The sequence below is a fragment of the Streptomyces sp. NPDC002838 genome (genome assembly GCF_040295365.1).
Lineage (GTDB): Bacteria > Actinomycetota > Actinomycetes > Streptomycetales > Streptomycetaceae > Streptomyces.
The window spans coordinates 45,338-71,334 of the sequence record NZ_JBEOVF010000019.1 but is presented as its reverse complement, the minus strand read 5'-3'; the positions used below and the strand labels follow the sequence as shown (position 1 = coordinate 71,334).

Annotated in this window: 23 protein-coding genes and 2 pseudogenes; 15 read left to right on the top strand and 10 right to left on the bottom strand. The window is 71.8% G+C overall.

The features are described 5' to 3' along the window. The first annotated feature begins 192 nt into the window (after positions 1-192). Together ABT063_RS24035 and ABT063_RS24030 are read left to right on the top strand one after the other, a co-directional pair. Positions 193-918: a class I SAM-dependent methyltransferase gene (locus ABT063_RS24035; protein WP_351059837.1), complete on the top strand. Its 726-nt coding sequence runs from the start codon at positions 193-195 to the stop codon at positions 916-918. A gap of 124 nt (positions 919-1,042) precedes the next feature. Continuing rightward, positions 1,043-1,990 (top strand): SMP-30/gluconolactonase/LRE family protein, encoded by a 948-nt coding sequence (locus ABT063_RS24030; protein ID WP_351059834.1) that lies wholly within the window; start codon positions 1,043-1,045, stop codon positions 1,988-1,990. Positions 1,991-2,061: 71 nt separating this feature from the next. Here the strand turns inward: ABT063_RS24030 and ABT063_RS24025 are convergent, their stop codons facing one another. The 4 genes from ABT063_RS24025 to ABT063_RS24010 all read right to left on the bottom strand — a co-directional run bounded on the left by ABT063_RS24025 (position 2,062) and on the right by ABT063_RS24010 (position 7,220). Continuing rightward, positions 2,062-4,605 (bottom strand): immunoglobulin I-set domain protein, encoded by a 2,544-nt coding sequence (locus ABT063_RS24025; protein WP_351059832.1) that lies wholly within the window; start codon positions 4,603-4,605, stop codon positions 2,062-2,064. Between the two features lie 98 nt (positions 4,606-4,703). Then, the gene (locus ABT063_RS24020) at positions 4,704-5,243 is read right to left on the bottom strand and encodes a hypothetical protein (RefSeq protein ID WP_351059829.1); all 540 of its coding nucleotides are present in this window, start codon (positions 5,241-5,243) and stop codon (positions 4,704-4,706) included. 186 nt (positions 5,244-5,429) lie between these two features. Then, positions 5,430-6,389 carry an HtaA domain-containing protein gene (locus ABT063_RS24015; RefSeq protein ID WP_351059826.1) on the bottom strand — a complete coding sequence of 320 codons (960 nt, stop codon included), beginning with the start codon at positions 6,387-6,389 and terminating at the stop codon, positions 5,430-5,432. A 60-nt stretch (positions 6,390-6,449) separates the two neighbouring features. Further along, on the bottom strand, positions 6,450-7,220 hold the full coding sequence (locus ABT063_RS24010; protein WP_351059824.1) for an LPXTG cell wall anchor domain-containing protein: 771 nt from the start codon (positions 7,218-7,220) through the stop codon (positions 6,450-6,452). Positions 7,221-7,328: 108 nt separating this feature from the next. Between ABT063_RS24010 and ABT063_RS24005 the strand changes: the two genes are divergently transcribed. Further along, positions 7,329-8,390, top strand: coding sequence for a heme/hemin ABC transporter substrate-binding protein (locus ABT063_RS24005; protein ID WP_351059821.1), 1,062 nt, complete (start codon positions 7,329-7,331; stop codon positions 8,388-8,390). A gap of 125 nt (positions 8,391-8,515) precedes the next feature. Here the strand turns inward: ABT063_RS24005 and ABT063_RS24000 are convergent. Beyond that, a pseudogene (locus tag ABT063_RS24000) lies at positions 8,516-8,752 on the bottom strand (aldehyde dehydrogenase family protein); the annotation flags it as partial. Between ABT063_RS24000 and ABT063_RS52255 the strand changes: the two are divergent. After that, complete coding sequence (locus ABT063_RS52255; RefSeq protein ID WP_502990874.1) at positions 8,652-8,939, top strand: hypothetical protein; 288 nt, start codon at positions 8,652-8,654, stop codon at positions 8,937-8,939. The pseudogene ABT063_RS24000 and the gene ABT063_RS52255 sit on opposite strands and share 101 nt — an antisense overlap. Positions 8,940-8,992: 53 nt before the next feature. On the opposite strand, the gene ABT063_RS23990 is transcribed toward ABT063_RS52255, so the two are convergent. Beyond that, positions 8,993-10,105, bottom strand: a complete 1,113-nt coding sequence (locus ABT063_RS23990; RefSeq protein WP_351059818.1) for a hypothetical protein — start codon at positions 10,103-10,105, stop codon at positions 8,993-8,995. Positions 10,106-10,329: 224 nt separating this feature from the next. Here ABT063_RS23990 and ABT063_RS23985 point away from each other — a divergent pair, with 224 nt between their 5' ends. The 6 genes and pseudogenes from ABT063_RS23985 (at position 10,330) to ABT063_RS23960 (ending at position 16,574) form a co-directional block, all read left to right on the top strand. Continuing rightward, positions 10,330-11,163: a M55 family metallopeptidase gene (locus ABT063_RS23985; RefSeq protein WP_351059815.1), complete on the top strand. Its 834-nt coding sequence runs from the start codon at positions 10,330-10,332 to the stop codon at positions 11,161-11,163. Beyond that, entirely contained in the window at positions 11,156-12,460 is a 1,305-nt protein-coding gene (locus ABT063_RS23980; protein WP_351059812.1) for a M20/M25/M40 family metallo-hydrolase, read from the top strand. The genes ABT063_RS23985 and ABT063_RS23980 overlap by 8 nt, the downstream gene beginning before the upstream one ends. 16 nt (positions 12,461-12,476) lie before the next feature. Further along, a pseudogene (locus ABT063_RS23975) lies at positions 12,477-12,978 on the top strand (S9 family peptidase); the annotation flags it as partial. Between the two features lie 149 nt (positions 12,979-13,127). Continuing rightward, positions 13,128-14,051, top strand: a complete 924-nt coding sequence (locus ABT063_RS23970) for a S66 peptidase family protein (protein ID WP_351059809.1) — start codon at positions 13,128-13,130, stop codon at positions 14,049-14,051. 148 nt (positions 14,052-14,199) lie between these two features. After that, a complete protein-coding gene (locus ABT063_RS23965; protein ID WP_351059806.1) occupies positions 14,200-15,981 on the top strand; it encodes a CocE/NonD family hydrolase in 1,782 nt (593 codons plus the stop codon). Positions 15,982-16,013: 32 nt separating this feature from the next. Then, positions 16,014-16,574, top strand: a complete 561-nt coding sequence (locus ABT063_RS23960) for a GNAT family N-acetyltransferase (RefSeq protein ID WP_351059803.1) — start codon at positions 16,014-16,016, stop codon at positions 16,572-16,574. A 78-nt stretch (positions 16,575-16,652) separates the two neighbouring features. Here ABT063_RS23960 and ABT063_RS23955 read toward each other — a convergent pair whose 3' ends face one another. Continuing rightward, complete coding sequence (locus tag ABT063_RS23955) at positions 16,653-17,003, bottom strand: VOC family protein (protein WP_095751190.1); 351 nt, start codon at positions 17,001-17,003, stop codon at positions 16,653-16,655. 92 nt (positions 17,004-17,095) lie between these two features. Next, positions 17,096-17,644, bottom strand: coding sequence for a hemerythrin domain-containing protein (locus tag ABT063_RS23950; RefSeq protein ID WP_351059800.1), 549 nt, complete (start codon positions 17,642-17,644; stop codon positions 17,096-17,098). A 119-nt stretch (positions 17,645-17,763) separates the two neighbouring features. On the opposite strand from ABT063_RS23950, the gene ABT063_RS23945 reads away from it, so the two are divergent. Both ABT063_RS23945 and ABT063_RS23940 read left to right on the top strand, forming a co-directional pair. Next, the gene (locus tag ABT063_RS23945) at positions 17,764-18,270 is read left to right on the top strand and encodes a phage holin family protein (RefSeq protein WP_351059797.1); all 507 of its coding nucleotides are present in this window, start codon (positions 17,764-17,766) and stop codon (positions 18,268-18,270) included. Positions 18,271-18,276: 6 nt separating this feature from the next. Next, complete coding sequence (locus ABT063_RS23940; protein ID WP_351059795.1) at positions 18,277-19,356, top strand: SDR family oxidoreductase; 1,080 nt, start codon at positions 18,277-18,279, stop codon at positions 19,354-19,356. Positions 19,357-19,406: 50 nt separating this feature from the next. Here ABT063_RS23940 and ABT063_RS23935 read toward each other — a convergent pair whose 3' ends face one another. Together ABT063_RS23935 and ABT063_RS23930 are read right to left on the bottom strand one after the other, a co-directional pair. Then, positions 19,407-20,492, bottom strand: a complete 1,086-nt coding sequence (locus tag ABT063_RS23935; protein WP_351059792.1) for an enolase C-terminal domain-like protein — start codon at positions 20,490-20,492, stop codon at positions 19,407-19,409. A gap of 16 nt (positions 20,493-20,508) precedes the next feature. Continuing rightward, positions 20,509-21,471, bottom strand: coding sequence for an LLM class F420-dependent oxidoreductase (locus ABT063_RS23930; RefSeq protein WP_351059789.1), 963 nt, complete (start codon positions 21,469-21,471; stop codon positions 20,509-20,511). Between the two features lie 144 nt (positions 21,472-21,615). On the opposite strand from ABT063_RS23930, the gene ABT063_RS23925 reads away from it, so the two are divergent. From ABT063_RS23925 to ligD, 3 genes are read left to right on the top strand one after another with little or no spacing between them, the layout of a single operon-like run. Next, positions 21,616-23,196 (top strand): NAD(P)/FAD-dependent oxidoreductase, encoded by a 1,581-nt coding sequence (locus ABT063_RS23925; RefSeq protein WP_351059786.1) that lies wholly within the window; start codon positions 21,616-21,618, stop codon positions 23,194-23,196. After that, positions 23,193-25,040 carry a transketolase gene (locus ABT063_RS23920; RefSeq protein WP_351059783.1) on the top strand — a complete coding sequence of 616 codons (1,848 nt, stop codon included), beginning with the start codon at positions 23,193-23,195 and terminating at the stop codon, positions 25,038-25,040. Before ABT063_RS23925 ends, ABT063_RS23920 begins: the two co-directional genes overlap by 4 nt. Next, positions 25,037-25,993 (top strand): non-homologous end-joining DNA ligase, encoded by a 957-nt coding sequence (ligD, locus tag ABT063_RS23915; protein WP_351059780.1) that lies wholly within the window; start codon positions 25,037-25,039, stop codon positions 25,991-25,993. The genes ABT063_RS23920 and ligD overlap by 4 nt, the downstream gene beginning before the upstream one ends. Positions 25,994-25,997: the final 4 nt, after the last annotated feature.

The following is a 25,997-nucleotide window of genomic DNA, read 5'->3' as shown; positions in this document are numbered from 1 at the left end:
CCGGCGGCACACGGCGCGCACGGGGCGTACGAGGCGCACAAGGTGCGCGGGTTGCACTACGCACTACGGCGTACCTGGGTCGAACGCGCCGTGAAGGAATGCGCCGGGCGCTTGTCGCCGTGACCGGGGCGCGATACACCGTACTGGCCCGTCACTTGCGGCGGGCGGCCGTCGCACCCTGGGGAGTTGGTCATGAGCGTGACGAGTCGTTATCGGGAGGCCTGGGAGGGCTTCTGGCGCGAGGCTCCGGGGGAGCAGGGGGCGGTGCTCTGGGACGCGGAGCCGATCCTGACCGCCGGCGCCCATCTCGCCCTCTTCGAGCCCCATCTGGTCGACCACGACCTGCCGTTGGTGGACCTCGGCTGCGGCAACGGCACCCAGACGCGGTTCCTCGCCGACCGCTTCCCCCATGTCATCGGCGCCGACCTGTCCGCCGCGGCTCTCGACCACGCCCGGCGCGCCGACCCGGCGGGACAGGCGACGTACCGGCTCCTGGACGCCGCCGAGACGGGGGAGGCCAAGACGCTGCACGCGGAACTCGGCGACGCCAACGTGTACATGCGAGGCGTCCTCCACCAGGCCGATCCCGACGACCGGCAGCCGCTGGCGGACGGGCTCGCCGCACTCGTCGGTGAGCGCGGGCGTGCCTTCCTCGTCGAACTCTCCGAGTCCGCCAAGCCCGTCCTGCTGGGCCTCGCCCAGAGCCCGGCCGGCCCGCCGCCCAAGCTCGCGCCCATCTTCCGGCACGGCATCGCGCCCGGCGAGGTCGCCGACGACGCGGTCCCTCTGTATCTCCACGCGGCCGGGCTGGCCGTCCTGGCCAGTGGCGAACTGCCGCTCACCACCACGGAGTACCGGCCCGACGGCACCCGGATCGAGCTGCCGTCGAAGTGGCTGGTGGTGGGGCGCACGGTGTGACGTGGGGTGGCGGTCGGGGCCGGAGGGAACTCTCAGAGACGTCGGAGCGTTGTCAACTACGGGAAATTGTCAGCGTAGTTGTCGATGCAGTTGTCAACAAAACCGACATCATGGAGGCCCCACCGTGACCTCGACCCACCCCCGCCCGACCCGGCGCGCCGTCCTCGGCGGCACCGCGCTGGCCGCCCTGGCCGTGACGGTCGGCGCCAGTCAGGCAAGCGCGACCCCGAAGGCCGGCTGGCCGACGGAGTTCCCGCTGCCGAACGGCTGGCTCCCCGAGGGCATCGCCATCGGCAACAAGCCGTACGCCTACATGGGATCCCGCGCCAACGGCGCCATCTACCGCACCGACCTGCGCACCGGCGAGGGCAAGGTCCTCTACGCGGGCGGCACGGGCCTGATCTCCGTCGGCCTGAAGGTCGACGACCGCGAGGGCCTGCTGTACGTCGCCGGGAACACCGGCGTCGGCCGGGTGCACGACTCCCGCACCGGCGAGCTCCTCGTCACCCACCAACTGAGCGAGACCACCGGCCACTTCATCAACGACGTCACCCTGCTCGGCGACCGCGCCTGGTTCACCGACTCGCGTGCCGCCGCCCTCTACGCCGTCCGGCGTGGCGGGAGGAACGGCGAGATACGCACCCTGCCGCTCACCGGCGACTGGGTGCAGCTGCCCGACGTCAACAACGCCAACGGCATCGTCGGCACCCCCGACGGCCGCGGCCTGATCGTGGTCAAGAGCACGCCGGGCGAGCTCTACCACGTGGACCCCAAGACCGGCCACGCCACCAAGATCAAGCTGGTCGGCCAGGACACCGTCGTCAACGGCGACGGCCTGTGGCGCATCGGCCGCACGCTCTACGTCGTACAGAACCGCCTCAACCTGATCAGCGTCTGGGACCTCGACAAGAAGGTCACCACCGCCACCCTGCGCGAGACGATCACCGACCCGCGCTTCGACGTGCCCACCACGGCCGCGCGCTTCGGTGACCGCCTCTACCTGGTCAACGCGCGCTTCACGACGACCCCGACGCCGGAGACGACATACAACGCCGTCGCCATCTCCCTCTGACCTCGCTCGAAAAGGGGCTCGCCCTCCGGCACCGTCAGCACCGGAGGGCGAATCACCGCAGGGGGCGGCCGTCAGCCGGCTACACGGCCGCGGCGGTACGCCACCCAGCCCGCGCCCAGCAGCGCGACCGCCAGCGCGGCGACGGACAGCACGGTGACGCCGGTGGAGGCGAGGCTGCCGCCCGCCGTCGACGTGCCCGCGGTGCCGGTGCCGCCGGTCGTGGAGCCGGAGGTGCCGCCGCCGGTGGTGCCGGTACCGCCCGACGAGCCGGAGCCGCCCGTACCGCCCGTGTCACCGGTGCCGGGGTCGGTGTCCACCGGGTCCTGGCCGACGAAGCTGACCGGGACCTTCACGTCCTGGGAGCGGTCGCCGGAGAGGGTGTGGTCGGCGCGCGTGGCGAGCACGCACGTCGCCTTGAAGCAGTCGGTGAACTCGTCCTTGGCGTCCACGGTGAGCTCGACCTCGAAGGAGCCGCCCTCGTCGTACGGGATCGCCAACTCCTCGCCGTAGTCCGGCGGGTTGGAGGAGATCCACGCGGAGGAGTGGGACCCGCCGGTCATGTCGACGCCGCCGATGCACGGCGTGGGCAGTTCGCCGGTGCCGTTGTCGACGCACAGGGCGACGTAGATGCCCTTGTCCTCGGCGTAGCCGGAGCCGGTGATCTTCAGGGTCTGGTCCTCGGTGGCGAGGTTGTTGACCGGTGTGACGGTGAGCTTCTGGCCCTCCGGGCCGGTGACCGTCTTGGTGCCGGACGGCTCGGTGTCGCCGTCGCCGCCACCGTCACCGCCGCCGTTGCCCCCGCCGGCCTCGGTGACCGTGAGCGTGAGAGGTGAAGTGCGTGTCGTGCCCACGGAGTTGGTGAACTCGGCGCGGTACAGGTAGCCGTCCTGCGAGGCCTTCGCGGTGAAGGAGTACGCGTTCTTCGTGGCGCCCTCGACCGCGGACCAGGTCTGGCCGTCGTCCGGGCTGACCTGCCAGCGCACGGTGGGCTTTGGGGTGCCCTCCGCCGCGGCGACGAACGTCACCTCGTCGCCCGGTGAAACGGACTGGTCGGTGGGGGACTGGGTGACCTTGGGGGAGACACGGCGGTCGAACCTCACGACCTCGCTCTCCTCCTGGTTGGTGAGATAGACGGAGGTGGCGCCCGGGGCGACGGCGAGGCCCGCATGGGTGCCGGCGCGGCTGCCGGGCAGGGCGACCGGCTCGGCCGCCTGCTCGAAGGTGGCGCTGTCGAACACCTGGAGGGAGCCGGTGTTGTCCGCGCCGTTGTCGGCGTTGCCGTAGTCCTCCCGCAGCACGAAGGCCTCGCCGGTGGTCCTGTCGAAGCCCGCCGCCGTGGGGCGGTCCTTGCCCTTCAGGGTGGTCAGCAGCTTGGCGTCCTTGTCGAAGACGAGCACGTCGTCCCCGCTGCCCACCCAGACGTTGCCGGTCGCCGGGTCCGGTTCGACGAAGAACACGGAGGCGTCGGGGAGTTCGGCCGTGGCCGTGACCTTGAAGGAGCCGGTGTCGACGCGCCGCAGCTGCCCGCCGGTGAGGCCGGTGGACCAGGCGGCGTCGTGGGCGGTGTCCACGCCGAGGTAGTAGCCGCCGTCGAGGGTGAGGGTCCGCTTGACGGTGCCCGTGGCCGTCTCGACCTCGGAGAGGGCGGGGCCCTGCGCCACCAGGACACCGGCGGCGTCGGCGCCCGCGCCGATGCCGGTGACCTCGGTGCCGGTGAGCCAGACGCCCTTCGCGGCCGTGTCGCCGTCCTTGGCGGTGCCTATGCCGCGCAGCGGGTAGTGGAACACGGCCCCGTCGCCGGGGAGCGGTGCGACGACACGGCGGACCACCCGGGGGGCCAGGGCGCCGGTGGAGCCGGGGGCCTGGGCGATGTGGCTGAGGACCTTGCCGTCCTTGGGGTCGAGGGCGTACAGGCCCTGCTCGGCCACGTCCGCGGTGTCGGGGATGTTGTCCGAACCGACGTACAGCTTCCCGGAGTCGGGGTGCAGCATGAGGTCCAGCGGCCGGCCCGCGGTGGTGAACTCGGCCGACCGCGCGTAGCTGACGGTGCCCGCCGGTACGTCCACGCCGTCGCCGCCGCCGTCACCGGGGTCCTGGCCCTCGAAGCTGATGGGGATGCGGACGTCCTGGGAGCGGTCGCCGGTGCCGTTGTGGTCGACGCGGGTGACGACCGAGCAGGTCACCTGCAGACAGTCGAGGCCGCCGTCCTTCGCCTTGACCTCGAGCTCGACGTCGAAGGTGCCGCCGACGCCCCACGGAATGGCGACCTCGCCGGCGCCTTCGTCCGGCGCGCCCTCGGGGATGATCCACTTCGACGCGCCGCTGGTTCCGCTCTGGTCGGCACCGCCGAGGCAGGGGCTGGGAATGCGGTTGTCGCCGTTGTCCTTGCACACGGCGACGTAGATGCCTTTGGTGTCGTCGTAGCCGGAGCCGGTGACGCGGAGGTTCTCGCCGTCCGGGTTCAGGTGCGCGGAGGCGGAGACGGTGAGCTTCTGGCCGTCCTTGCCGAGTGCCGTCTTCGGGGTGTCGGCGGCCTGGGCGGTGGAGCCGACGGCGACGGAAGCGGTGACGAGCGCGGCGGCGCCGAGGAGCGCCGCCGGGCGTCTGCGATGCATGGAGATTTCCTCACTGTCGGGTGCGCCCCGCACCCTGGACGTGCCGGAACGGGCCGGCCGGACGACCGACCCGCGGGACCCGTCGGAGCTACGGGCGCTTACTGGAAGCTGATCGGGACGTGCACGTCGTACTTGCGGTCGTTGGTGTCGAAGTGGTCGGCGCGCGTGACGACGGCGCAGGTGACGTCGTCACCGCAGACCCGGCCGTCCTCGAGGGTCGCCTTGACGTAGATCTGCGCGCTGAAGGTGCCGCCGCTGCCGAACTTGGAGCTGTTGGCGAACATCCCGCCGAAGGTGTTGTTGACCCAGTGCGAGGCGCCGGCCGAGCCGTCCTCGTCCTGCCCGCCCAGGCAGGGGGTGGGCTTGTTCGCGCCCGGGGCGCCGTTGACCACGCACAGGCCGACGTAGATGCCCTGGCCGGTGTTGAAGCCGGAGCCGGTGACGGTGATGACCTGGCCGGCGGCGGCGGCCGAGTCCGGCGCGGTCACCGACAGGTTGTAGGTGGTGCTGCCGTCGACGATCGTGCGGGTCGAGGTGGCGGCGGAGGCCGAGGTGGCCAGGCCCAGGGTGAGGGCGGCGGAGGCGGCGGCGGCGAGGCCCGTGCGGGCGGCGGTGCGGGCGGAAGGAACGGCTCTCATGGTGAGCACTTCACCTTTCTCGGTGCGTGGAACCCTGAGGGTTGAGGCTCGGGGTTAGGTAAGGCAAACCTAAATATGATTCCCGGCTGCTTGTCAACGAACCGTCTGGGACTTCCAACTCCCTTGAGTACGACGGGACTTGGACATGCCGAGGAGCGGACCGTGCGGCCCGCTCCTCGATGCCCATCAGTCCGAGGCCCGGACCTCGAAACGCGTGACGGCCCCGCGCTCTCCGGAGACGGTGTAGAGCTCGACGGAGTGCGCGCCCTCGGCGGCCGTCGCGTACACCGGGAAGGCCCGGGAGATACGGCCCTCTTCGTCGGCCACCGCCTGGTACCGGGTGTCCTCGTCGATCGCGACGAGCACCACCTCGCCGGGCTCGAAGCCCGCGCCGCTGACTTCCTGCTCGCCGCCCGCCACGAGGCCGGCGTGCGCCACCGCGGCCGAGGGTCCGCTCTGTCGCCGTGGCGCCGTCTGCCGTTTCTCCGGGGCGGTGGCGCTCGGGGACGGTTGCGGTGTCTCGGCCGGCGGATCCGGCAGTTCGGGTGCGTCGCCGCTCCCTGTCCCCACCGTCACCTCCAGGCGGCCGAGGCCGTCCCCCGCCGTGAACCGCTGCCCGCTCCACCGCGACAGCAGTCGGGCGCCGTCGTCCGTCAGGGATGCCCGCAGTCCGGTCCACGTCACGCCGCCCGTGCGTACGGCGGGGGAGGCGTCGTCCGTCGCCACATCGGCCAGCGCCAGTTCGCGGGCCTCGCCGTCGACGGCCGTACGCGCGAAGAGTGCGCCCTCGCCGCCGCGCAGCTCCAGCCGCAGACCGCCGAGCGTGAGGGGCTGCGCGGACGCGACGGACCCGGTCAGCCGGGCCGTACCGGCCAACTCGACTTCGGCGTCACCGGTTTCGGGGTCCGTGCCACCGCCCGTGGCCGGGAACCAGGCGCGGTCGCCGGATCCCCGTACGGCGGGTTCGGTGACATCGACCGACACGCCGTGGTCGGTCAGCTCCGCCTCGGCCGTGGCCCAGCTCGCGAAACCGCCGGACACCTCGCGGGGGAACGTCTCCCCGTCCTGTGCGGTCGCCAAGCCCGGGCACAGCAGCGCGAGCAGGGCGCCGCCCGCCAGAGCGGCGGCACCGGGTCTCTTCGCCATCTTCAATTCTCCCTCTGCTATGAGGTTGAGTCGGTGTCAGCGAGCGCGCACCGCCCGAGGTCAGCCGGCGCTCGCGCCGCCCGCCTGCCCGGCCCGGCGTCGGCGCGCCCAGAACCAGGTGCCGGTGCCGGCCGCGACCAGCCCGGCCGCGGTGAGCCCGACCGTCAGGGCGGCCGAACCGGTACTGGCCAGCGGCCCGCTCGACGGCTTCTCGCCGGTGTCGCCGGAACCGCCTGTAGTGCTCGCGGTGGCGGTGGCGGTGGCGCTCGGCGTCGGCGAGGCGTTGTCGTCGCCCGTCGCGCTCCCGCCGCTGCCGCCGAACGTCACCGGGAGGCGGACCGTCTGGGTCTGGTCGCCGCCGCGCGTGTGGTCGTTGCGCGTGATCACGGCACAGGTCACGCCCGACTTGGTGCAGTCGGTGTTGGCGTCCTTGGCGCGCACCTTGAGCCGCACGCTGAACGTGCCCTTGTGTCCGCTGCCGCCGTACGGTTTCGCCAGTCCCTCGCCGTACGACGGCGGGTTGGAGGAGATCCACGCGGACGCCCCGGACTCGCCGGACATGTCGACACCGCCGACGCAGGGGGTGGGCGTCTTGCCGGCGCCGTTGTCCACGCAGAAGGCGACGTAGATGCCCTTCTCGGTGTTGTAGCCGGTGCCGGACACCGTCACCGTCTCGCCCGCAGGGTCGAGTCCGGAGGCCTTGGGGACGGTGAGTTTCTGCCCCTCCGGCCCGGTCGCCGAGGTGCCCGCGGCTGCCGCGGGCGAGCCCGTCGGAAGCGTCAGAACGATCGCCGCGGCCGCGGCCGCCCCCGCAACTCGCCTGCCGCGCAAGCCACTTGCCCCATTCACGTCAACACCCCCACCAAGAGTTATTAAGGTAAACCTAACCTAAGCTACTGATCGTATGCATGCCACATGGGAGACTCGAAAGGCTGAGCGATGCGTATGTCCGGAAGATCCGCAAAGTGCCTGCGGCGCCGGGGTATTGCCCCCCTCGCCCTGGCCCTCGCGCTGCTGACGGCCGCGTGCGGGGGCGGCTCCGACTCCTCGGGGACGGCTTCGGAGCCGGGCGCGTCCCCGGTGTCCGCGAGCGCACGGGCGGCGGCGGCCGGGAGACAACTCGCGAAGAACACCCTCGTGCCCCTCGAAGGCAAGGCGCCCACACCCGAGTTGCCGGTCACCGTCGACTCCTCCGACGGGCGCCAGGTCACCGTCGAGGACACCTCGCGCATCCTGCCGCTCAACGGCGGCGTGGCGGAGATCGTGTTCACGCTCGGGCTCGGCGACCGGGTCGTCGGCCGTGACATCACCGCCACCTTCGAGGAGGCGAAGAAGCTCCCGCAGGTCACCAAGGCACACGACGTGAGCGCGGAGAGCGTGCTGTCGCTGAGGCCGACCGTGGTGCTGGCCGACACCGACACCGGTCCCGAGGAGGCCGTCGACCAGATCCGGGACGCCGGCGTTCCGGTCGTCGTCCTCGACCCGGCCACCAAGCCGGCCGACGTCTCCACGCGCACCACCCGTATCGCCGAGGCCCTCGGCGTCCCGGAGGCGGGCAAGGCCCTCAACGCCCGTATGGACAAGGAACTTTCGGCCGCCCGCGCTGCCGCTCCGAAGGGCAGCGAGCCCAAGGTGGCCTTCCTGTACATGCGGGGCAGCGCGGCCGTCTATCTCATGGGCGGCAAGGGGTCGGGCGCCGACTCGCTGATCGATGCCGCGGGCGCGGTGGACGCGGGCGTCGAGGCGGGTCTGGACAAGCCCTTCACGCCCCTCACCAGCGAAGCGCTCGTCAGCGCCCAGCCGGACGTGATCCTGATGATGGACAAGGGCCTTGAATCGGTCGGCGGCGTCGACGGCCTCGTCGACATCCCGGGCATCCGCGAGACACCGGCCGGCACGAACCGACGGGTCGTCACCCTGGAGGACGGGGTGCTGCTCAGCTTCGGGCCGCGCACGCCGCTGGTCATCGACATCCTCGTCGACCGCATTCATGGGGGCTGAGCGGAAGGCCGTACCGCCTGTCCTCCATACGTGGGTACAGCCGTGGCCCCGTTCCCGGCCGGCGGGAACGGGGCCACGTAGGGGAGCGGTTACAGGCCGGCCGCGGCGCTGCGCAGGTTTCTCGCCGGGCCGACCTCGACCTCGCGGGCCTTGCGCTCCAACAGCTCGACAAGGCCGCCCGCCGCGGCACCGACCGCGACGGCGACGGAGACGGCCATGCGGCGCTCGCCGGCCGAGCCGTAGGCGCCGGCGGTGATGTGGTTGGCGGCGAACTCCAGGTCGGCGTCGGGCAGGACGACGGCGTGGTTCCTGGCGCCGCCGAGGGCCTGGACGCGCTTGCCGTGCGCGGTCGCCTGCTCGTGCGGCTATGACCTCGTCCTCAGCACCCAGACCCGCACCCGACACGAGCACACCGCCGTCGAGACGCTGCCGGCCTTCCGTGGCGAGGCGCTGATCCTGCTCGGCCCGACCGCTCCCGCGGACACCCTCGCCGCCCGAGACCGCAGGTCGCAGGACGTCGTACGCGGCACCACGGCCGAGCCCGCCTGACCCGCTCGGCCGGCCCTGTCGCCGTGGGCAGGACGGCGGTCCTCTGCTTGGCTTCAGCCCGTATCCCGGGCTTCGCCGCCTTGCGCCGACCGGGAGTCACCCGGGCCGCCCACAGCGTTCAGCACAGCCTGGCCCTGGCTGTCGACGAACCTGGTGAAGACCTGCTGGGCGTAGCCGAGGACGATGGCCCAGGCGATGATCTGCGCCGAGGAGTCGAGGGAGGTCAGCCCGGGCACGAACTCCCCGCTCATCAACAGCAGACCCAGTACGGCGGTGAGCGCGCCGGTCGGCAGCTTCAGCAGCGCCAGGGCCACCGGCACGTTGTACGGGGTCGACGTGCCCTTGATGCGGCGCAGCGAGGCCGCCGCGGCGACGGAGGCGGCAACGATCCCGATGATCTCGACGACGAGGTAGTCCCACGGGCCTGCGACCTTGGCGAAGTTCTCGTGGCTCTTCTCCGGGAACGGCCGGGTCCGGGTGGGACAGACGACGGCGAAGGACCTGAGATCGGGCTGGACCGGCTGGAAGCACAGGGGCACCAGCTCCGGGTGCCGACTGCCCAGAACGGCGACCGCGATCGCGATGACCGCGAGGCCGAAGGTCACCCAGAGGACGATACGGACGAAGCTGAGGACACGGAGCTGCTCGCGCTGCAGGGTCTGGCGGGCGACGGTCACCGCGTCGATGAGCGTCTCGCGTTCCTCGCGGGTCAGACGCCTCGACTCCGGTGTCGCTGTGAGCGCGTTCTTCGTGATCTGTTCGACCCGGATCCTCCGCGGATCGCTGACGGGAAGGTGTTCCCGGATCAGGGCCAGCAGGTTGGGGATCCGCGCCGTGACGTCGTCCAGCGGGGCGAGTCGCAGCAGAAGATTGAGCGCCGCGTCGAGGTGGGTCTGGGCCGAAGCCAGGTGCGTCGGAGTCAGACGCCGGGGGCAGTCGCAGTGATCGAGCCGCTCCTCGGCGAGGTCGAGCTCGGCGACCGCCCTCCCGTAGAGCACCGGTGCCGCGTCCCGTACCAAGGGGTCGTCGTCCCGCTCCGCACGTTGCTTCTTGGTCTCCAGCAGGGCCCGGAGTTCGCCGATGCGCGACCGAACCGACTCACGGAGCTCCCACTGCCGCTTCTCGCACCTCTTGCGGGACCGGCGCCCCTGCTGGTGATCAGTCATGAGGCCCACTATCGCCGTGCTCCCGCTCAGGAGCGGCTCCGCAGCCGTCACCCCTCTTCCATTCGGTCCAATCGTCTGGACCGACGGACTGACGCACCATCAGGAGACGTACTTCCGTACCGTACGGAGGGAAGCGGCCTTACTGGCGCCGGCGCGGGGAACGCTGCCGAACCTCCCGTCCCCTTCGTGGCGGGTTCCCCCGCCGGCGCGTAACGTGACGCAGCATGAAGATCCTGATCAGCGCCGACATGGAAGGAGCCACCGGTGTGACGTGGCCCGCCGACGTGCTGCCGGGGACGCCGCAGTGGGAGCGGTGCCGGGCGATGTTCACCTCGGACGTCAACGCCGCCGTGCTGGGATTCTTCGACGGGGGCGCCGACGAGGTGCTCGTCAACGAGGCGCACTGGACCATGCGCAATCTGCTGCTCGAACGACTGGACGACCGGGCGCGGATGCTCACCGGGCGGCACAAGTCCCTGTCCATGGTGGAGGGCGTGCAGCACGGCGATGTGGACGGCATCGCCTTCGTCGGCTACCACGCGGGCGCCGGCATGGAGGGCGTCCTCGCGCACACCTACCTCGCCAACTCCATCACCGGGGTGTGGCTGAACGACGTACGGGCGAGCGAGGGGCTGCTCAACGCGCATGTCGTCGCCGAGTACGGCGTGCCGGTCGTCCTCGTCACCGGTGACGACGTGGCCTGTGAGGACGCGCTCGGCTATGCCCCCGAGGCGCTGAAGGTAGCCGTCAAGGACCACGTGTCGCGGTATGCGGCCGTGTGCCGTACGCCGGGCAGGACCGCCGCCGACATCAGGGCCGCGGCGAAGGAGGCCGCCGCCCTGGCGGCCCGGCAGGAGCCGGTACCGGGCGGCCCCTTCACGATCGCGCTGGAATTCGACGCCGAGCACCTCGCGATGGCCGCCACCGTCGTACCGGGCGTGGCCCGCGTCGGCGAGCGGAAGGTCGTGTACACCAGCGAGCGCATGTACGAGGGGATCCGCACCTTCAAGGCGGTCACCACGATCGTCTCGGCCGCGGTGGAGGAGCAGTATGGCTGACCAGCAGGCCCTGGACGAGGTCGTCGAGTTCACCTCCGACCTCATCCGCATCGACACCACCAACCGGGGCGGCGGCGACTGCCAGGAGCGGCCCGCCGCCGAGTACGCCGCCGCACGGCTCGCCGAGGCGGGCCTGGAGCCCACGCTCCTGGAGCGCGCCCAGGGCCGTACGAACGTCGTCGCCCGGATCGAGGGGACCGACCCGTCGGCCGACGCCCTGCTCGTCCACGGTCATCTGGACGTCGTGCCCGCCGAGGCCCGGGACTGGAGCGGGCACCCCTTCTCCGGGGAGGTCCGCGACGGGGTCGTGTGGGGGCGCGGCGCCGTCGACATGAAGAACATGGACGCGATGATCCTCGCCGTCGTCCGGGCCTGGGCACGTCAGGGCGTACGGCCCCGCCGCGACCTCGTCATCGCCTTCACCGCCGACGAGGAGGCGAGCGCCGAGGACGGCTCCGGATTCCTCGCCGACCGGCACGCCGGGCTGTTCGAGGGCTGCACGGAGGGCATCAGCGAGTCGGGCGCGTTCACCTTCCACGACGGCGCCGGGCGGCAGATCTACCCGATCGCGGCCGGTGAGCGCGGCACGGGCTGGATCGAGCTCACGGCGCGCGGGCGGGCCGGGCACGGCTCCAAGGTGAACCGCGAGAACGCCGTGACCCGTCTCGCCGCCGCGATCACCCGGATCGGCGAGCACGAGTGGCCGCTGCGGCTCACCCCGACCGTGCGCGCCGCGCTCACCGAGCTCGCCGCGCTGTACGGCATCGACACCGATCCGCGCGACGTGGACGCGCTGCTGGACAAGCTCGGCCCGGCGGCGAGCCTCGTCGAGGCGACCGTCCGCAACAGTGCCAACCCGACCATGCTGGACGCCGGATACAAGATCAATGTGATTCCGGGGGAGGCGGTGGCATACGTCGACGGGCGCTACCTGTACGGCGCCGAGGCCGAGTTCCGCGCCACGCTCGACCGGCTCACCGGACCGGACGTGCACTGGGAGTTCCACCACCGCGAGGTCGCCCTCCAGGCACCGGTGGACTCGCCGACGTACGCGAAGATGCGCGCCGCCGTCGAGGAGTTCGCGCCGGAGGGGCACGTGGTCCCGTACTGCATGTCCGGCGGCACGGACGCCAAGCAGTTCTCACGCCTCGGCATCACCGGCTACGGCTTCGCGCCGCTGAAGCTCCCCGAGGGCTTCGACTACCAGGCGCTCTTCCACGGAGTCGACGAACGCGTGCCGGTCGAGGCGCTGCACTTCGGGGTGCGGGTGCTCGACCGTTTCCTGCGGACGGCGTAGGCAAGTGGGAGACAGTATGCGGACGTCGGCATACGGTTCGTGGTCCTCGCCCATCGACGCGGCACTCGCCGCCGCGCACGACGGGCACCCCGAATTCGTGGGCTTCGTCGGCGACGAGGTCTGGTGGACCGAGCCGCGGCCCACCGAGGGCGGTCGGCGCACACTCGTACGACGGCGTAATCAGGAGGTGGGGCGCGAAGCGCCTCCTGGGAAGGGCGGTCGCGGGAGACGGGCGGGCGGCACCGAGGAGTCGGGTGCTGTCGGCTCCGTGGAACGTGCGCAGTCGGGCCATCGAGTACGGCGGACAGCCCTGGGCCGGGACGGTGGTCGACGGCGTGCCGCTCGTCGTCTTCGTGCACTTCGCCGACCAGCGCCTCCACCGGTACGAGCCGGGCGGCGAACCGCGCCCGCTCACCCCCGTGTCCCCCTTCGGCGGCGGACTGCGCTGGGCGGAACCGCAGGTGCGCCTCGACCTCGGGGAAGTGTGGTGTGTGCTGGAGGAGTTCGCCTTCGAGGGGGAGGGGCACGGGTTCCGGCGAGCCGAGACGATGATCCGGGTGCTGGAATCCGAACTCTCCCTGTATGCCCAGGGCTTCGGGCTGAAGCCGCCCGGCATCCCGACTCTGCAGCTGTCCGAGGGAAGGAACACGTCGATGGAGCGGGCCCGGTGAAGGAACTCGTCCGTCCGTCCCGGCTCGCCCCCGGTGCCCGCGTGGCCGTCGTCGCGCCCAGCGGACCCGTTCCCGAGGAGCGGTTGCAGGCCGGGCTCGACGTGCTGCGCGGCTGGGACCTCGATCCCGTCGTGGCACCCCATGTGCTGGACCGGCACGGCGAGTTCGGCTATCTGGCGGGTACGGACGCCGACCGGGCCGCCGATCTGCAGGGCGCCTGGTGCGATCCGGCCGTGGACGCGGTGCTGTGTGCGCGGGGCGGGTACGGGGCGCAGCGGATGGTCGACCTGCTCGACTGGGCGGCGATGCGGGCGGCCGGACCCAAGGTGTTCGTGGGCTTCAGCGACATCACGGTGCTGCACCAGGCGTTCGCCACACGACTGGACCTGGTCACGCTGCACGGACCGGCGGCGGCCGGCGTCGACTTCGTCAAGAACGCCCGGGCGCAGGAGCACCTGAAGGCCACGCTGTTCGCTCCGGAGACGGTCCGTACGATCGCCTCCGCCGGTACGGCCATGGTTCCCGGCCGGGCCCGGGGCGTCACGCTGGGCGGCTGTCTCAGCCTGCTCGCCTCCGACCTCGGTACGCCGCACGCTCACACCGGTGCCCGGGGAGGCCTGCTGCTGATCGAGGACGTGGGCGAACGGACGTACCGAATAGACCGGATGCTGACCCACCTGCGGCGCAGCGGATGGCTCGACGGCGTCACCGGGATCGCGCTCGGCTCCTGGGCCCGGTGCGGTCCGTACGACGAATTGCGCGCCGTCCTCGCCGACCGGCTCGGCGGACTCGGTGTGCCCGTGGTGGAGGAGTTCGGGTTCGGACACTGCGAGGGGGCGTTGACGATCCCCTTCGGGGTGGCGGCGGAACTCGACGCCGACGCGGGCACGGTGACGCTCGACGCACCCGCTCTGCGCTGAGCCCGTTTCCCTGAATACCCGTCAAGAAACACACGTTTCGGCGATTGACCTCGCCTGACACGTGTCACACCATGGCTGTCGACCAGTGCTTACTGGCCGGTAAGTCGGGCTGTTTCTCCCTGTGATCGTCCTCAGTGTGGAGGCCTTCGTGTCCCGTCGTGTGCCCAGACTCCGAGTCCCGCTCGCTCTTCTGCTCGGTACCACGCTCACCGCTCCCCTCGCCCTCACCACTCCCGCGTCCGCGGCCGGCCCGTTCACCGTCACCGCACTGACGTTCACCGTCCAGGCAGGCGGCCGCACCTGCACGATCGACGCCGACCTGTACCGGCCCGCCGACGTGAACCGCGGCCACCCCGCGCCTGCCGTGCTCGCCACGAACGGCTTCGGCGGCAGCAAGGCGGACGGCCAGACGGACGCCATCGGCAAGGCCTTCGCCCAGCGCGGCTATGTCTCACTCGTCTACTCCGGGCTCGGCTTCGGCGAGAGCGGCTGCCTGATCTCGCTCGACGACCCGGCGATCGACGGAGCGGCGGCCTCGGAGCTCATCGACTTCCTGGGCGGGAAGCGGGCCGCCGACGACGGAACCAACGCCGACTTCGTGACCCTCGACAGGGCGGGCGATCCGCGGGTCGGCATGCTGGGCGGCTCCTACGGGGGCGCCATTCAGTTGGCGACGGCGGCCGTCGACCACCGCGTCGACGCGCTGGTGCCGATGATCACCTGGAACGACCTGGCGTACTCCCTCGACCCGAACAACGCGGTGGGTGCCGGGAACGTGCCCGGTGCCTTCAAATGGCAGTGGACGAACGGCTTCTACCTCATCGGCGAGGGGCAGCCGCTGCTGCTGCCGAGCCTCGATCCGTCCCGGATCAACTCCCTGCCCTGCCGGCACTTCGTCCGCAAGGCCTGCGACACCATCCACACGCTGAACTCCGGCCGCTACCCGGCGGACCGGACCGCCGAACTGCTCGCCTACGCGCACAGCGTGTCGCCGATGTCGTACCAGAGCCGGATCGAGGCGCCCACGCTGTTGGTCCAGGGGCAGGCCGACAGCCTCTTCAATCTCAACGAGGCGACGGCGACGTACAAGGCCCTCAAGGCCCGGGGGACGACCACGAAGATGATCTGGCAGTCGTGGGGCCACAGCGGCGGGGTGACGGACCCGGCCACCGGTGAACTCAACCTCGTCGAGGGCAACTTGGAGACCAGCTACGTCGGCAGGCGCATCCTGGCCTGGTTCGACCGCTACCTGCGCAAGCAGAACGACGTCGACACGGGCCCGGCCTTCGCCTACTACCGCGACTGGATCAACGACCCCACCAGCACCTACGCCACCGCCGACCGCCTCCCCGCCCTCAACCAGAAGCTGTACCTCTCCGGCGACGCCAAGCTCGTCGACAACCACCGGAAGGTGACCCGGGGCAGCCGCACCTACACCAACCAACTGGTCCCCACCAGCCATTCGGAGCACTCGCTGGCCAGTGTCCTCGGCCTGCCGGACCCGGCGCCGTACGACACCGAGGGCACCTACCTCGGCTGGACGAGCGAGCCGCTGGCACGCACGGTCGATGTCGTCGGCGCGCCGAGGGCCACGCTGAAGGTGATCTCCCGGAAGGCCGAACGCACCCAGAACTCGGGCGACGCCGCCGACAAGCTCGTGCTGTTCGCCAAGCTCTACGACATCGCCCCCGACGGCACCAAGACCCTGGCCCACCGCCTGGTCGCCCCGGTCCGCGTCCCCGACGTGAGGAAGAGCTTCACGGTGACCCTCCCGGGCATCGTCCACCGCTACGAGAAGGGCCACCGCCTGCAGTTCGTGATCGCGGCGAGCGACGACGCGTACTTCGGCAACCGGGGCATCAAACCGGTGACCGTGGCGAGCGCGCCGGGGGAGACGGGGGTGCTGGAACTGCCGGTGGCGGGCGGCTGAGGGGCGGGGCCAGGGAGTCGTAGGGTGGCCGGATGCCCGACAGCGCTTCCCGTTACCTTGCCGAAGGCCCTCGCGTGGGGATACGTCACTTCACCTACGAAGACGGTGCCGAGTTCACCGCCCGGGCCCGGGAGAGCAGGGAACTGCACCGGCCGTGGCTGTTTCCCCCGGACAGCGCGGGAGCGTATGCCGCGTACGCCGGGCGGCTGATCGAGGATCCGGCCAAGGCCGGGTTCCTGGTGTGCGAGAAGGCCGCGGAGAAGGGCGACGGCGGGGCCATCGCCGGGTTCATCAACATCAACAACATCGTCGAGGGCGGCTTCCAGTGCGGTGCCCTGGGCTACGGCGCCTTCGCGCACGCCGCCGGGCGCGGGCTGATGCGCGAGGGGCTCGATCTTGTCGTCGGGTACGCGTTCGGGCCGATGCGGCTGCACCGGCTGGAGATCAATGTGCAGCCGGGCAATGCCGCGTCCATCGCGCTCGCCCGCAGCTGCGGGTTCCGGCTCGAAGGGTTCTCGCCGGACATGATCTTCATCGACGGGGCCTGGCGGGACCACGAGCGCTGGGCGATCACCGCCGAGATGCGGGCTTGACGCTGATCTTCATCGTGTCCAGGTCCGTCACCGTCGTGCTCGACGCGTGGGCCTGCGCCTTCACCGGGCCCTGAACGGCTACGCTCCGCCGCGGTCCGCGTACTCGTACACCGTGCCGTCCGGATGCATCGCGATCAGGTTGCGGCCCACCGGAGTCGGCACCGGGCCGGCGATGATGTGCGCGCCCATCTCGGTGAGCACTTGGCGGGCCTCGTCGACGTCCTTCACGGCGATCGTCGCGGCGACCTTGCGCAGCACCTCCAGTTCGGCCTCGGGCCCGCTCATCAGCAGGAAACAGCCGACCGCGGCGACCTGCACGCCGCCGCGTTCGAACCGGAGGGCTCTGCCGCCCGCCAGCCGTTCGTAGAAGGGGACCGCGGTCTCCAGGTCGTCGACGCAGACGCGCAGCGTGGCTCCCAGAATGTCCATGTGACGAGCCTAGTTGGGGCGGCCGGGTGAGGAGATCGTTTCACGCGATCCCCACGGCCCGACCGTCAGACAGACCCCAGGGGCTGCTCAGGTCAGCCCATGGCCTTGCGTACGGCATCCCGTGTGCGGTCGATCACGGCCGCGACCGGGGCCACCGCCACGTTCTTCATCGCCGTGTCGGCGCCCGGGTGCGGGCGGGTCGGTGCCAGGGCTTCCGCCGCCTGCACGGCGCGGGCCAGCGTCTCCAGCCGGCCGCGGTCGGCGACCCGGTCGAAGTGCGCGAACTCGTAGCGTTCCTCGTTGTCCGCGTGCGCCAGGACGTCCTGGCGCAGGGCCGCGAAGTGGTCGAAGAACTCGGGGGAGCCGGGATCCATGTCGTCCAGACGCGCCAGCGCCTGTTTGGCCCGCTCCTCCTCCTCGATACGGTCCCTGACGACGAGTTCTCCGCCGTCGATGTTCGTGCGGGCAAAGGGATGGACGACCTCTTCCTCAGCGGTCTCGTGCACCGCGAGGAGGCGGACGAGGTCATGGAAGCACTGCTTCCGCTCGTCGCCCCTGGTGGCCGCCACCTCGTCGAGCAGTTCCCGGATTCGCGTGTGCTGCCCTTTGAGCAACTCCACGACGTCGGCGCGTTCGGTCATCCTCTTTCTCCCTGAAATCTGGATAGGGGGCTTGGAATCCTGCGATAAAGGCTTGCGAGCAGGGCGGGTACCCCTCGGCAGGAGCGTTACGCGCCCGTGGCCGGGGGTACCCGACGGCCATGGACCGCTTGGATCACCTGGAGCATCTGGACAAGCATCTGGTCGACGAGCTGGCGCAGGTGGCGCGGGAGACCGTACGGGACGAACTGCGCGAGCAGACGCGCAGGCAACGACGTACGGCCATGCTGTACGCCGCGTCCGGCGCCGTCGCCCTGTACGCGGGTGCGGCCCTCGCGCTCACCGTGGGTCTGGCTCTCGCCGCCGGTCTGCCGGACTGGGCCGCCGCCCTGATCACCGCCGCGATCCTCGGCGCCGTGGCGTATGCGCTGCGCGGTGCCGCCCGGCCCTCGGCGTCCCGTCCGGCGCCCGAACGCGAGGCCGAACCCGCCGCGGCCGGTCCCGAGCGCGTCGGCGCGCCGTATCCGCCGATGCCGCCCGTCGCGCCCGGAGGCGCGGGCGCGGCGACCGGCGCCCCTGGAGCGGGCACGCCGGCACCCGGCGGGACCGCCCCCATGGCGCCGCGCCCGGACGACATCGACCCCGAGCAGCCGCACCACCGGGCGTGATGCGCCGTGCGTGACTTCCGCAAGGGCCCGTTGTCGAGGCACGGCAAGGCCGTCGTGGTGACCGGGGCCAGCGGCGGCGTGGGCCGGGCCACGGCCGTGGCCTTCGCCGCCCGGGGCGCACGCGTCGCCCTGCTGGCCCGGGGGCGCGAGGGTCTCGCCGCGGCCGCGGACGAGGTGCAGCGCGCCGGCGGTGAGGCGCTCGTCGTCACCGTCGACATGGCCGATGCCAAGGCGGTCGACGACGCGGCCCAGAAAGTCGTCGACGCCTTCGGGCAGATCGACGTCTGGGTCAACAACGCCTTCGCCGGGGTCTTCGCCCCGTTCACCGAGATCACCCCGGACGAGTTCCGGCGGGTGACCGAAGTGACGTACCTGGGCTATGTGTTCGGCACCCGGGCCGCGCTGCACCACATGCTGCCGCGCGACCGGGGCACGATCGTGCAGGTCGGTTCCGCGCTCGCCTACCGCGGCATTCCGCTGCAGTCGGCGTACTGCGGCGCCAAGCACGCCATCCAGGGGTTCAACGAGTCGCTGCGCTGCGAGCTGCTGCACACGGGCAGCGGCGTCCGTACGACGATGGTGCAGCTGCCCGGCGTCAACACCCCCCAGTTCGACTGGGTGTTGAACCGGATGCCGGGGCGGGCCAGGCCGGTCGCGCCCGTGTACCAGCCGGAGGTGGCGGCGCGGGCGATCGTGCACGCGGCCGGGCACGGGCGGCGGCGGGAGTACTGGGTCGGAGGTTCCACGGCGGCCACGCTGATCGTCAACGCGGTGGTGCCGGGGTTCCTCGACCGCTACCTCGCGCGGACCGCGTTCGACTCGCAGCAGGACCCACAGGCCGAGGGGGAGCCCGTCGGCGGCCCCGGAAACCTGTGGACGCCGGCCGACGGGCCGCACGGGCGGGACTACGGGGCGCACGGCCGCTTCGACAGCGAGGCCGTATCGGACAGCCCGCAGGACTGGGTGTCGCGGAACCGGGGACGGATGGGTGCGGGGGCGCTGGCCGCCGGCGGCCTGGGTGCGGTGGTGACTGCCGGGCTGCGCCGTGGGGGCTGGTCGAAGTTGCGTCGGACGTCAAGGACATGAACGCCATCGTCGCCATCCTCGACGTCGCCATCCTCGACGCCTAGGCCGGCCTAGGCCACCCGGTACTCCTCCACCTCCTCGGTCCGCAGCGTCAGGCCGTGGCCGCTGAGCGGGCGTACGACTCCGCCCGTGGGGTCCAGGGCGCCGTCGAAGAACATGTCCTCGATGCGTACGTGGTCGTGGAACCACTCGATGTGGCGGAGGTTGGGGATCGTGGCGGCCGCGGCGGCGTGGACGTGCGGTGCGCAGTGGGTGGAGACCTCCAGGCCGTGGGCGTGGGCGAGCGCCGCCGCGCGCAGGAACTCGGTGAGGCCGCCGCAGCGCGTCGCGTCGATCTGGAGGCAGTCGACGGCACCGGCGGCGATCATGCGGGCGAAGTAGGGGAGGTCGTAGCCGTACTCGCCGGCCGTCACGTCGCACACCAGGGCGTCGCGGACGAGGCGCAGGCCGGTGAGATCGTCCGAGGACACCGGCTCCTCGAACCAGCCCACCCCGTGCTCGGCGAGCGCGTGCCCGACCCGGACCGCCTGCTTGCGGGTGTAGGCGCCGTTGGCGTCGACGTACAACTCCGCGTCAGTTCCTATGACTTGGCGGGCGGCATGGACCCGGGCCAGGTCCCGGGTGACCGCGCGGCCCCAGCCCTCACCGATCTTGATCTTGACGCGCGGGATGTGCTGCCCGTGCACCCAGCCGTTGAGCTGCGCGGCCAGATGTGTGTCGTGGTACGTCGTGAAGCCGCCGCTGCCGTACACCGGGACCGTCTCCCGGGCGGTGCCCAGCAGCCGGGCCAGGGGGAGTTCCAGCAGGCGGGCCTTGAGGTCCCACAGGGCGATGTCGAGCGCCGAGATCGCGCAGGACGCGATACCCGGACGGCCCGCGTTGCGCACCGAGCGGCACATCGCGTCGTGCACGGCGGGGATGTCCAGGGCGCTGCGACCCTCGACGAGCGGGCCGAGGAAGGAGTGCAGGAAGTCGCCGACCGCCGCCGGGCCGTAGGTCCAGCCCGTCCCGGTCGTGCCGTCGGTGGACACCTCGCAGATCACCAGGGTCGTGGCGGCCCAGGCCAGCGTGCCGTCCGCCTCGGGGGCGTCGGTCGGCACCGTGTACACGGAGACGGCGGGGCGGTGGAGTTTCATCGTGGGCCCGCCCCGGTCAGGAGGCCTGCTGCAGCTGCGGCAGCACCTTCGTACGGTAGAAGTCGAAGAAGCCGCGCAGGTCGGGGCCGATCTGGTTGACGTACACCATGTCGAAGCCCGCGTCGGCGAACTGTTTCAGCTCCGCGACGTGCTCGTCCACGTCGTCCCCGCACACCCGGGTCTCGCGCACCATGTCCTCGGTGACCAGTGTCTGCGCCTGCTCGAAGTGCTTCGGCGAGGGCAGCACCTGGCCCAGTTCGCCGGGCAGTTGTTCGTTCGCCCAGAGCCGGTGGACCGTACGGACCGCCGCCTCCTTGTCGAGGTCGTAGCAGACCTTGGTGCCGCCGCTGACCGGATTCGCGCCGCCCCCGCCCTTGCGGTACTGCTCCACCATCGACTCGTCGGGCTGGATGGTGATGTAGCCGTCGCCCACCCGGGACGCCAGCTGGGTCGCCGCGGGCCCGAAGCCGGAGATGTCGACCGGGACGGGCTCGTCCGGGACCGTGTACAGGCGGGCGTTCTCCACCGTGTAGTGCGGGCCGTGGTGGTTGACCTCCTCGCCGGTGAACAGCCGGCGCATCACCTGGATGGCCTCCTCCAGCATCTCCAGCCGTACGTGCGCGGGCGGCCAGGCGTCGCCGAGGATGTGCTCGTTCAGCGCCTCGCCCGAGCCGACGCCGAGCCGGAAGCGGCCGTCCGTCATCACCGCGCTGGTCGCTGCGGCCTGCGCGACCACCGCCGGATGCATGCGTACGGTCGGGCAGGTCACCGCCGTCTCGACGGGCAGCGACACCGCCTCGGACAGTGCGCCGATCACCGACCACACGAACGGGCTCTGGCCCTGCTCGTCGTTCCACGGGTGGTAGTGGTCGGAGATCCACAGCGACTGGAATCCGGCCTGCTCGGCCATCCGCGCCTGTTCGATGAGCTCCGCGGGACCGTACTGCTCGCACGAGAGGAAATAGCCGTACTGGGGCATGGGGGGTGTGCCTCCACGACGTGGGCGGGTCGGGACGCCGTCCGAGTACCCGGCGGCCGGACGGGAAACCGGCGGACGTTTGGCCGCCCTGGCCAGGGGGACGCGGAAGGCTCCCGAGGTACGCGACAGCGTCGGAGGCCAACCGTGAGTCGACCCCGCATAGTGATCGTCGGTGCCGGCTTCGCCGGTTACCGGACGGCCCGAGAACTGTCCCGGATGTCCCGGGGCAAGGCCGACATCACCCTGCTGAACCCGACCGACTACTTTCTGTACCTGCCCCTGCTGCCCCAGGTCGCCGCCGGGATCCTGGAGCCACGCCGGGTGACCGTCTCCCTCTCGGGCACCCTGCCGCACGTACGCCTGGTGCTCGGCGAGGCCGACGGCATCGACCTGGACGGGCGGACCGTGCATTACAGCGGCCCGGAGGGCGGCGAGGGCGTCCTGCCGTACGACCGGCTCGTGCTCGCCGTCGGCAGCGTGAACAAGCTGCTCCCGATCCCCGGGGTCGCCGAGCACGCGCACGGCTTCCGCGGGCTGCCCGAGGCCCTGTACCTGCGTGACCACGTCACCCGGCAGGTGGAGCTCGCGGCGGCCGCGGACGACCCCGAGAGCTGCGCCGCCCGCTGCACCTTCGTGGTGGTCGGCGCCGGCTACACCGGCACCGAGGTCGCCGCGCACGGGCAGCTGTACACCGACGCGCAGGTGCGCAAGCACCCCCTGCGGGAGGGCATGCGGCCGCGCTGGATGCTTCTCGACATCGCGCCGCGTGTACTGCCCGAGCTGGACGAGCACCTGTCCCGCACCGCCGACCGCACGTTGCGGGAGCGGGGCGTGGAGGTGCGCATGGGGACCTCCGTGAAGGAGGCCACGCCGAACGGGGTGCTGCTGACCGACGGTGAGTTCGTTCAGACCCGGACGCTCGTGTGGTGTGTGGGCGTGCGGCCGGATCCGCTCGTCGAGAGCACCGGGCAGCCGCTGGAGCGCGGACGGATCGTCGTCGATCCGTACCTCCAACTTCCCGGTCGGCCCGAGGTGTTCGCGTGCGGGGACGCGGCCGCCGTACCGGACCTGAACGACCCGGGGAACTTCACGCCGATGACCGCGCAGCACGCCTGGCGGCACGGCAAGACCGTGGCCCGCAACGTCGCCGCCTCCTTCGGCATCGGCGAGCGGCGGCCCTACCGCCACAAGGACCTGGGCTTCGTCGTGGACCTGGGCGGCGCGAAGGCCGCCGCCAACCCGCTCGGCGTGTCCCTGTCCGGCCCGGCGGCCGGGGTGGTCACCCGCGGCTACCACCTCGCGGCGATGCCCGGCAACCGCGTCCGGGTCGCCGCGGACTGGCTGCTGGAGTCCGTACTGCCGCGCCAAGCCGTGCAGTTGGGACTCGTACGGTCCTGGTCGGTGCCGCTCGACACGGCGTCGCCGGAGCTGGCGCGGGTGCCGGGCGGGCCGGAGCGGCGGCAGGAGACCGACGCCCGCTCGGGGCCGGGGGCGGCGACGGACGAGGACGCCGGGTCCGGGAACCCCGCATCGGAGCCCGCGAAGAACCAGCCCGGTGGTGAACCCGCGAAGAACCAGCCGGGCGGTGAACCCGCGAAGAACCAGCCGGGTGGTGAGCCCGCGAAGAACCAGCCCGGCGGCGAACCCCACAAGGCGCCCGGCCCCGTCAAGCGCACCGACGTCCCCGAGGACACCCCGGACACCCCTGCGGAAGGAGACTCATGAACACCGGTGAACTCGTCGAACTCGCCCAGCAGTTGCGCGTGGACAGCGTGCGCGCCTCGGCCGCCGCGGGTTCCGGGCACCCGACGTCCTCGATGTCGGCCGCGGACCTGATGGCCGTACTCCTGGCGCACCACTTCCGCTACGACTTCGACCGCCCCGCACACCCGGGCAACGACCGCTTCGTGCTGTCCAAGGGCCACGCCTCGCCCCTGCTGTACTCCGCCTACAAGGCGGCGGGCGCCATCGACGACGAGGAACTGCTCAGCTTCCGCAAGCTCGGCAGCCGCCTCGAAGGGCACCCGACGCCCCGGCGGCTGCCGTGGGTGGAGACGGCGACCGGCTCGCTCGGGCAGGGACTGCCGGTCGGCGTCGGCATCGCGCTGGCCGGCCAGCGGCTGGACCGCACCGGCTACCGCGTGTGGGTGCTGTGCGGCGACAGCGAGCTCGCCGAGGGCGCCATCTGGGAGGCCGCCGAGCACGCGGCGTACGAGCACCTCGACAACCTCACCGCGATCGTCGACATCAACCGGCTCGGCCAGCGTGGCCCGACCCGGCACGGCCACGACCTCGACGCATACGCCCGCCGCTTCCAGGCCTTCGGCTGGCACACCGTCGAGGTGGACGGCCACGACGTCGACGCCATCGACCGCGCCTACGGCGAGGCCGCCTCCACCAAGGGCCAGCCCACCGCGATCCTCGCCCGCACCCTCAAGGGCAAGGGTGTCACCGACGTCGAGGACCGGGAGGGGCTGCACGGCAAGCCGCTGAAGAACGCCGACGAGGCGATCGCCGAACTCGGCGGCCCCCGCGACATCCGCGTCGAGGTGAACGAGCCGACCGCCGCCCGCATGCTGCACGCGGTACGCACCGGTCACCTTGAACTTCCCCGCTTCGACAAGGGGGACGAGATCGCCACACGCAACGCCTTCGGGCAGGCGCTGACCGCCCTCGGCACGGCCCGCGGCGACGTCGTCGCCCTCGACGGCGAGGTCGGCGACTCCACGCGCGCCGAGTTCTTCGCCAAGGAACACCCCGACCGCTACTTCGAGTGCTACATCGCCGAGCAGCAGATGGTCGCCGCCGCCGTCGGGCTCGCGGCGCGCGGCTGGGTGCCGTACGCCTCCACGTTCGCGGCCTTCCTGACGCGGGCGTACGACTTCGTCCGCATGGCGTCCATCAGCGGCGCCGGCATCAACCTGGTCGGCTCCCACGCGGGCGTCGCCATCGGACAGGACGGGCCCAGCCAGATGGGCCTGGAGGACCTGGCGATGATGCGGGCGGTGCACGGCTCGACCGTGCTGTACCCGTGCGACGCCAACCAGACCGCGCACCTGGTCGCCGAGATGGCGGGCCTGGACGGCATCCGCTATCTGCGCACCTCGCGCGGCGAGAGCTCGGTGATCTACGAGCCCGACGAGGAGTTCCCCGTCGGCGGCAGCAAGGTGCTGCGCTCCTCCGACCAGGACCGGATGACGTTCGTCGCGGCCGGTGTCACCGTGCCCGAGGCGCTGGCCGCCGCGGACGCGCTGGACGGGGAGGGCATCCAGGCCCGGGTGATCGACCTGTACTCGGTCAAGCCCGTCGACCGGTTCACCCTGCGCCAGGCCGCCGAGGACACCGGCTGCCTGGTGACCGTGGAGGACCACCACGAGGAGGGCGGCCTCGGCGACGCCGTCCTCGACGCGTTCCTCGACGGCCGCCCGATGCCGCGCCTGGTGCGCCTCGCCGTCCGTACGATGCCGGGCTCGGCGTCCCCGGCCGAGCAACTGCACGCCGCGGGCATCGACGCCGAGTCGATCGCGGCGGCCGGGCGGCTGCTGGTGGAGCAGGCGGTCGTGCCGTGAGCGGCGACGACGTACGGACCGTCCGGGCGGGCAAACGCACGGTGGAGGTGCACCGCCCGGACAAGGTGCTCTTCCCCGGCGGCGACGGGGACGGCGGCGCGAAGGAGTACACCAAGGGCGACCTCGTCGACTACTACCGGTCCGTCGCCCCTTTCATGCTGCCGCACCTGCGCGGTCGTCCGCTGATGCTGGAGCGGCACCCGGACGGCCTCGACGGCCAGAAGTTCATGCAGAAGAACACCCCGGAGCACTACCCGGAGTGGATCTCCCGCGTCGAGGTGGCCAAGGAGGACGGCACCGTCCGCCACACCGTGTGCGACGACACCGCCACCCTGGTCTACCTCGCCGACCAGGCCGCCCTCACCCTGCACCGCTGGCTGTCCCGCGTCGGACGGGTCGACCACCCCGACCGGATGGTGTTCGACCTCGACCCGTCCGGGGACCCCGACGACTCCGAGGACGCCTTCGTGGCGGTGCGGGAGGCGGCCTGGCTGCTGGGCGAGCTGCTCGACGAACTGCGCCTGCCCTCGGCCCTGATGACCACCGGCTCGCGCGGCCTGCACGTGATCGTGCCGCTCAACGGCCACCACGACTTCGACGAGGTACGTCAGTTCGCCCGGGACGTCGCCGACACCCTGGTCGCCGGCCACCCCGACCGGCTGACCACCGCCGCCCGCAAGAAGGACCGCGGCGACCGCCTCTACCTCGACGTGCAGCGCAACGCCTACGCGCAGACCGCGGTCGTGCCGTTCACCGTCCGCGCCAAGCCCGGCGCGCCCGTGGCCACCCCGCTCGCCTGGACCCAGCTGGACGACCCGGGCCTCGACGCCCGCCGCTGGAGCATCGCCGACGCCGTCGAGCAGGCCCGCACCAACCCTTGGGCGGGTGTGCCGGCCAAGGGCCGTGCCCTGGGCCCGGCGCGGCGCCGGCTCAAGGCGTTGATGCCCTCCTGACGGT

What these genes read in the sequence shown, in the direction of transcription:
- ABT063_RS24035 (WP_351059837.1), top strand. Translation starts at nt 193, where the DNA reads ATGAGCGTGACGAGTCGTTATCGGGAGGCCTGGGAGGGCTTCTGGCGC.
- ABT063_RS24025 (WP_351059832.1), bottom strand. Translation starts at nt 4,605, where the DNA reads ATGCATCGCAGACGCCCGGCGGCGCTCCTCGGCGCCGCCGCGCTCGTC.
- ABT063_RS24020 (WP_351059829.1), bottom strand. Translation starts at nt 5,243, where the DNA reads ATGAGAGCCGTTCCTTCCGCCCGCACCGCCGCCCGCACGGGCCTCGCC.
- ABT063_RS24015 (WP_351059826.1), bottom strand. Translation starts at nt 6,389, where the DNA reads ATGGCGAAGAGACCCGGTGCCGCCGCTCTGGCGGGCGGCGCCCTGCTC.
- ABT063_RS24005 (WP_351059821.1), top strand. Translation starts at nt 7,329, where the DNA reads ATGCGTATGTCCGGAAGATCCGCAAAGTGCCTGCGGCGCCGGGGTATT.
- ABT063_RS23990 (WP_351059818.1), bottom strand. Translation starts at nt 10,105, where the DNA reads ATGACTGATCACCAGCAGGGGCGCCGGTCCCGCAAGAGGTGCGAGAAG.
- ABT063_RS23985 (WP_351059815.1), top strand. Translation starts at nt 10,330, where the DNA reads ATGAAGATCCTGATCAGCGCCGACATGGAAGGAGCCACCGGTGTGACG.
- ABT063_RS23980 (WP_351059812.1), top strand. Translation starts at nt 11,156, where the DNA reads ATGGCTGACCAGCAGGCCCTGGACGAGGTCGTCGAGTTCACCTCCGAC.
- ABT063_RS23960 (WP_351059803.1), top strand. Translation starts at nt 16,014, where the DNA reads ATGCCCGACAGCGCTTCCCGTTACCTTGCCGAAGGCCCTCGCGTGGGG.
- ABT063_RS23955 (WP_095751190.1), bottom strand. Translation starts at nt 17,003, where the DNA reads ATGGACATTCTGGGAGCCACGCTGCGCGTCTGCGTCGACGACCTGGAG.
- ABT063_RS23950 (WP_351059800.1), bottom strand. Translation starts at nt 17,644, where the DNA reads ATGACCGAACGCGCCGACGTCGTGGAGTTGCTCAAAGGGCAGCACACG.
- ABT063_RS23945 (WP_351059797.1), top strand. Translation starts at nt 17,764, where the DNA reads ATGGACCGCTTGGATCACCTGGAGCATCTGGACAAGCATCTGGTCGAC.
- ABT063_RS23935 (WP_351059792.1), bottom strand. Translation starts at nt 20,492, where the DNA reads ATGAAACTCCACCGCCCCGCCGTCTCCGTGTACACGGTGCCGACCGAC.
- ABT063_RS23930 (WP_351059789.1), bottom strand. Translation starts at nt 21,471, where the DNA reads ATGCCCCAGTACGGCTATTTCCTCTCGTGCGAGCAGTACGGTCCCGCG.
- ABT063_RS23920 (WP_351059783.1), top strand. Translation starts at nt 23,193, where the DNA reads ATGAACACCGGTGAACTCGTCGAACTCGCCCAGCAGTTGCGCGTGGAC.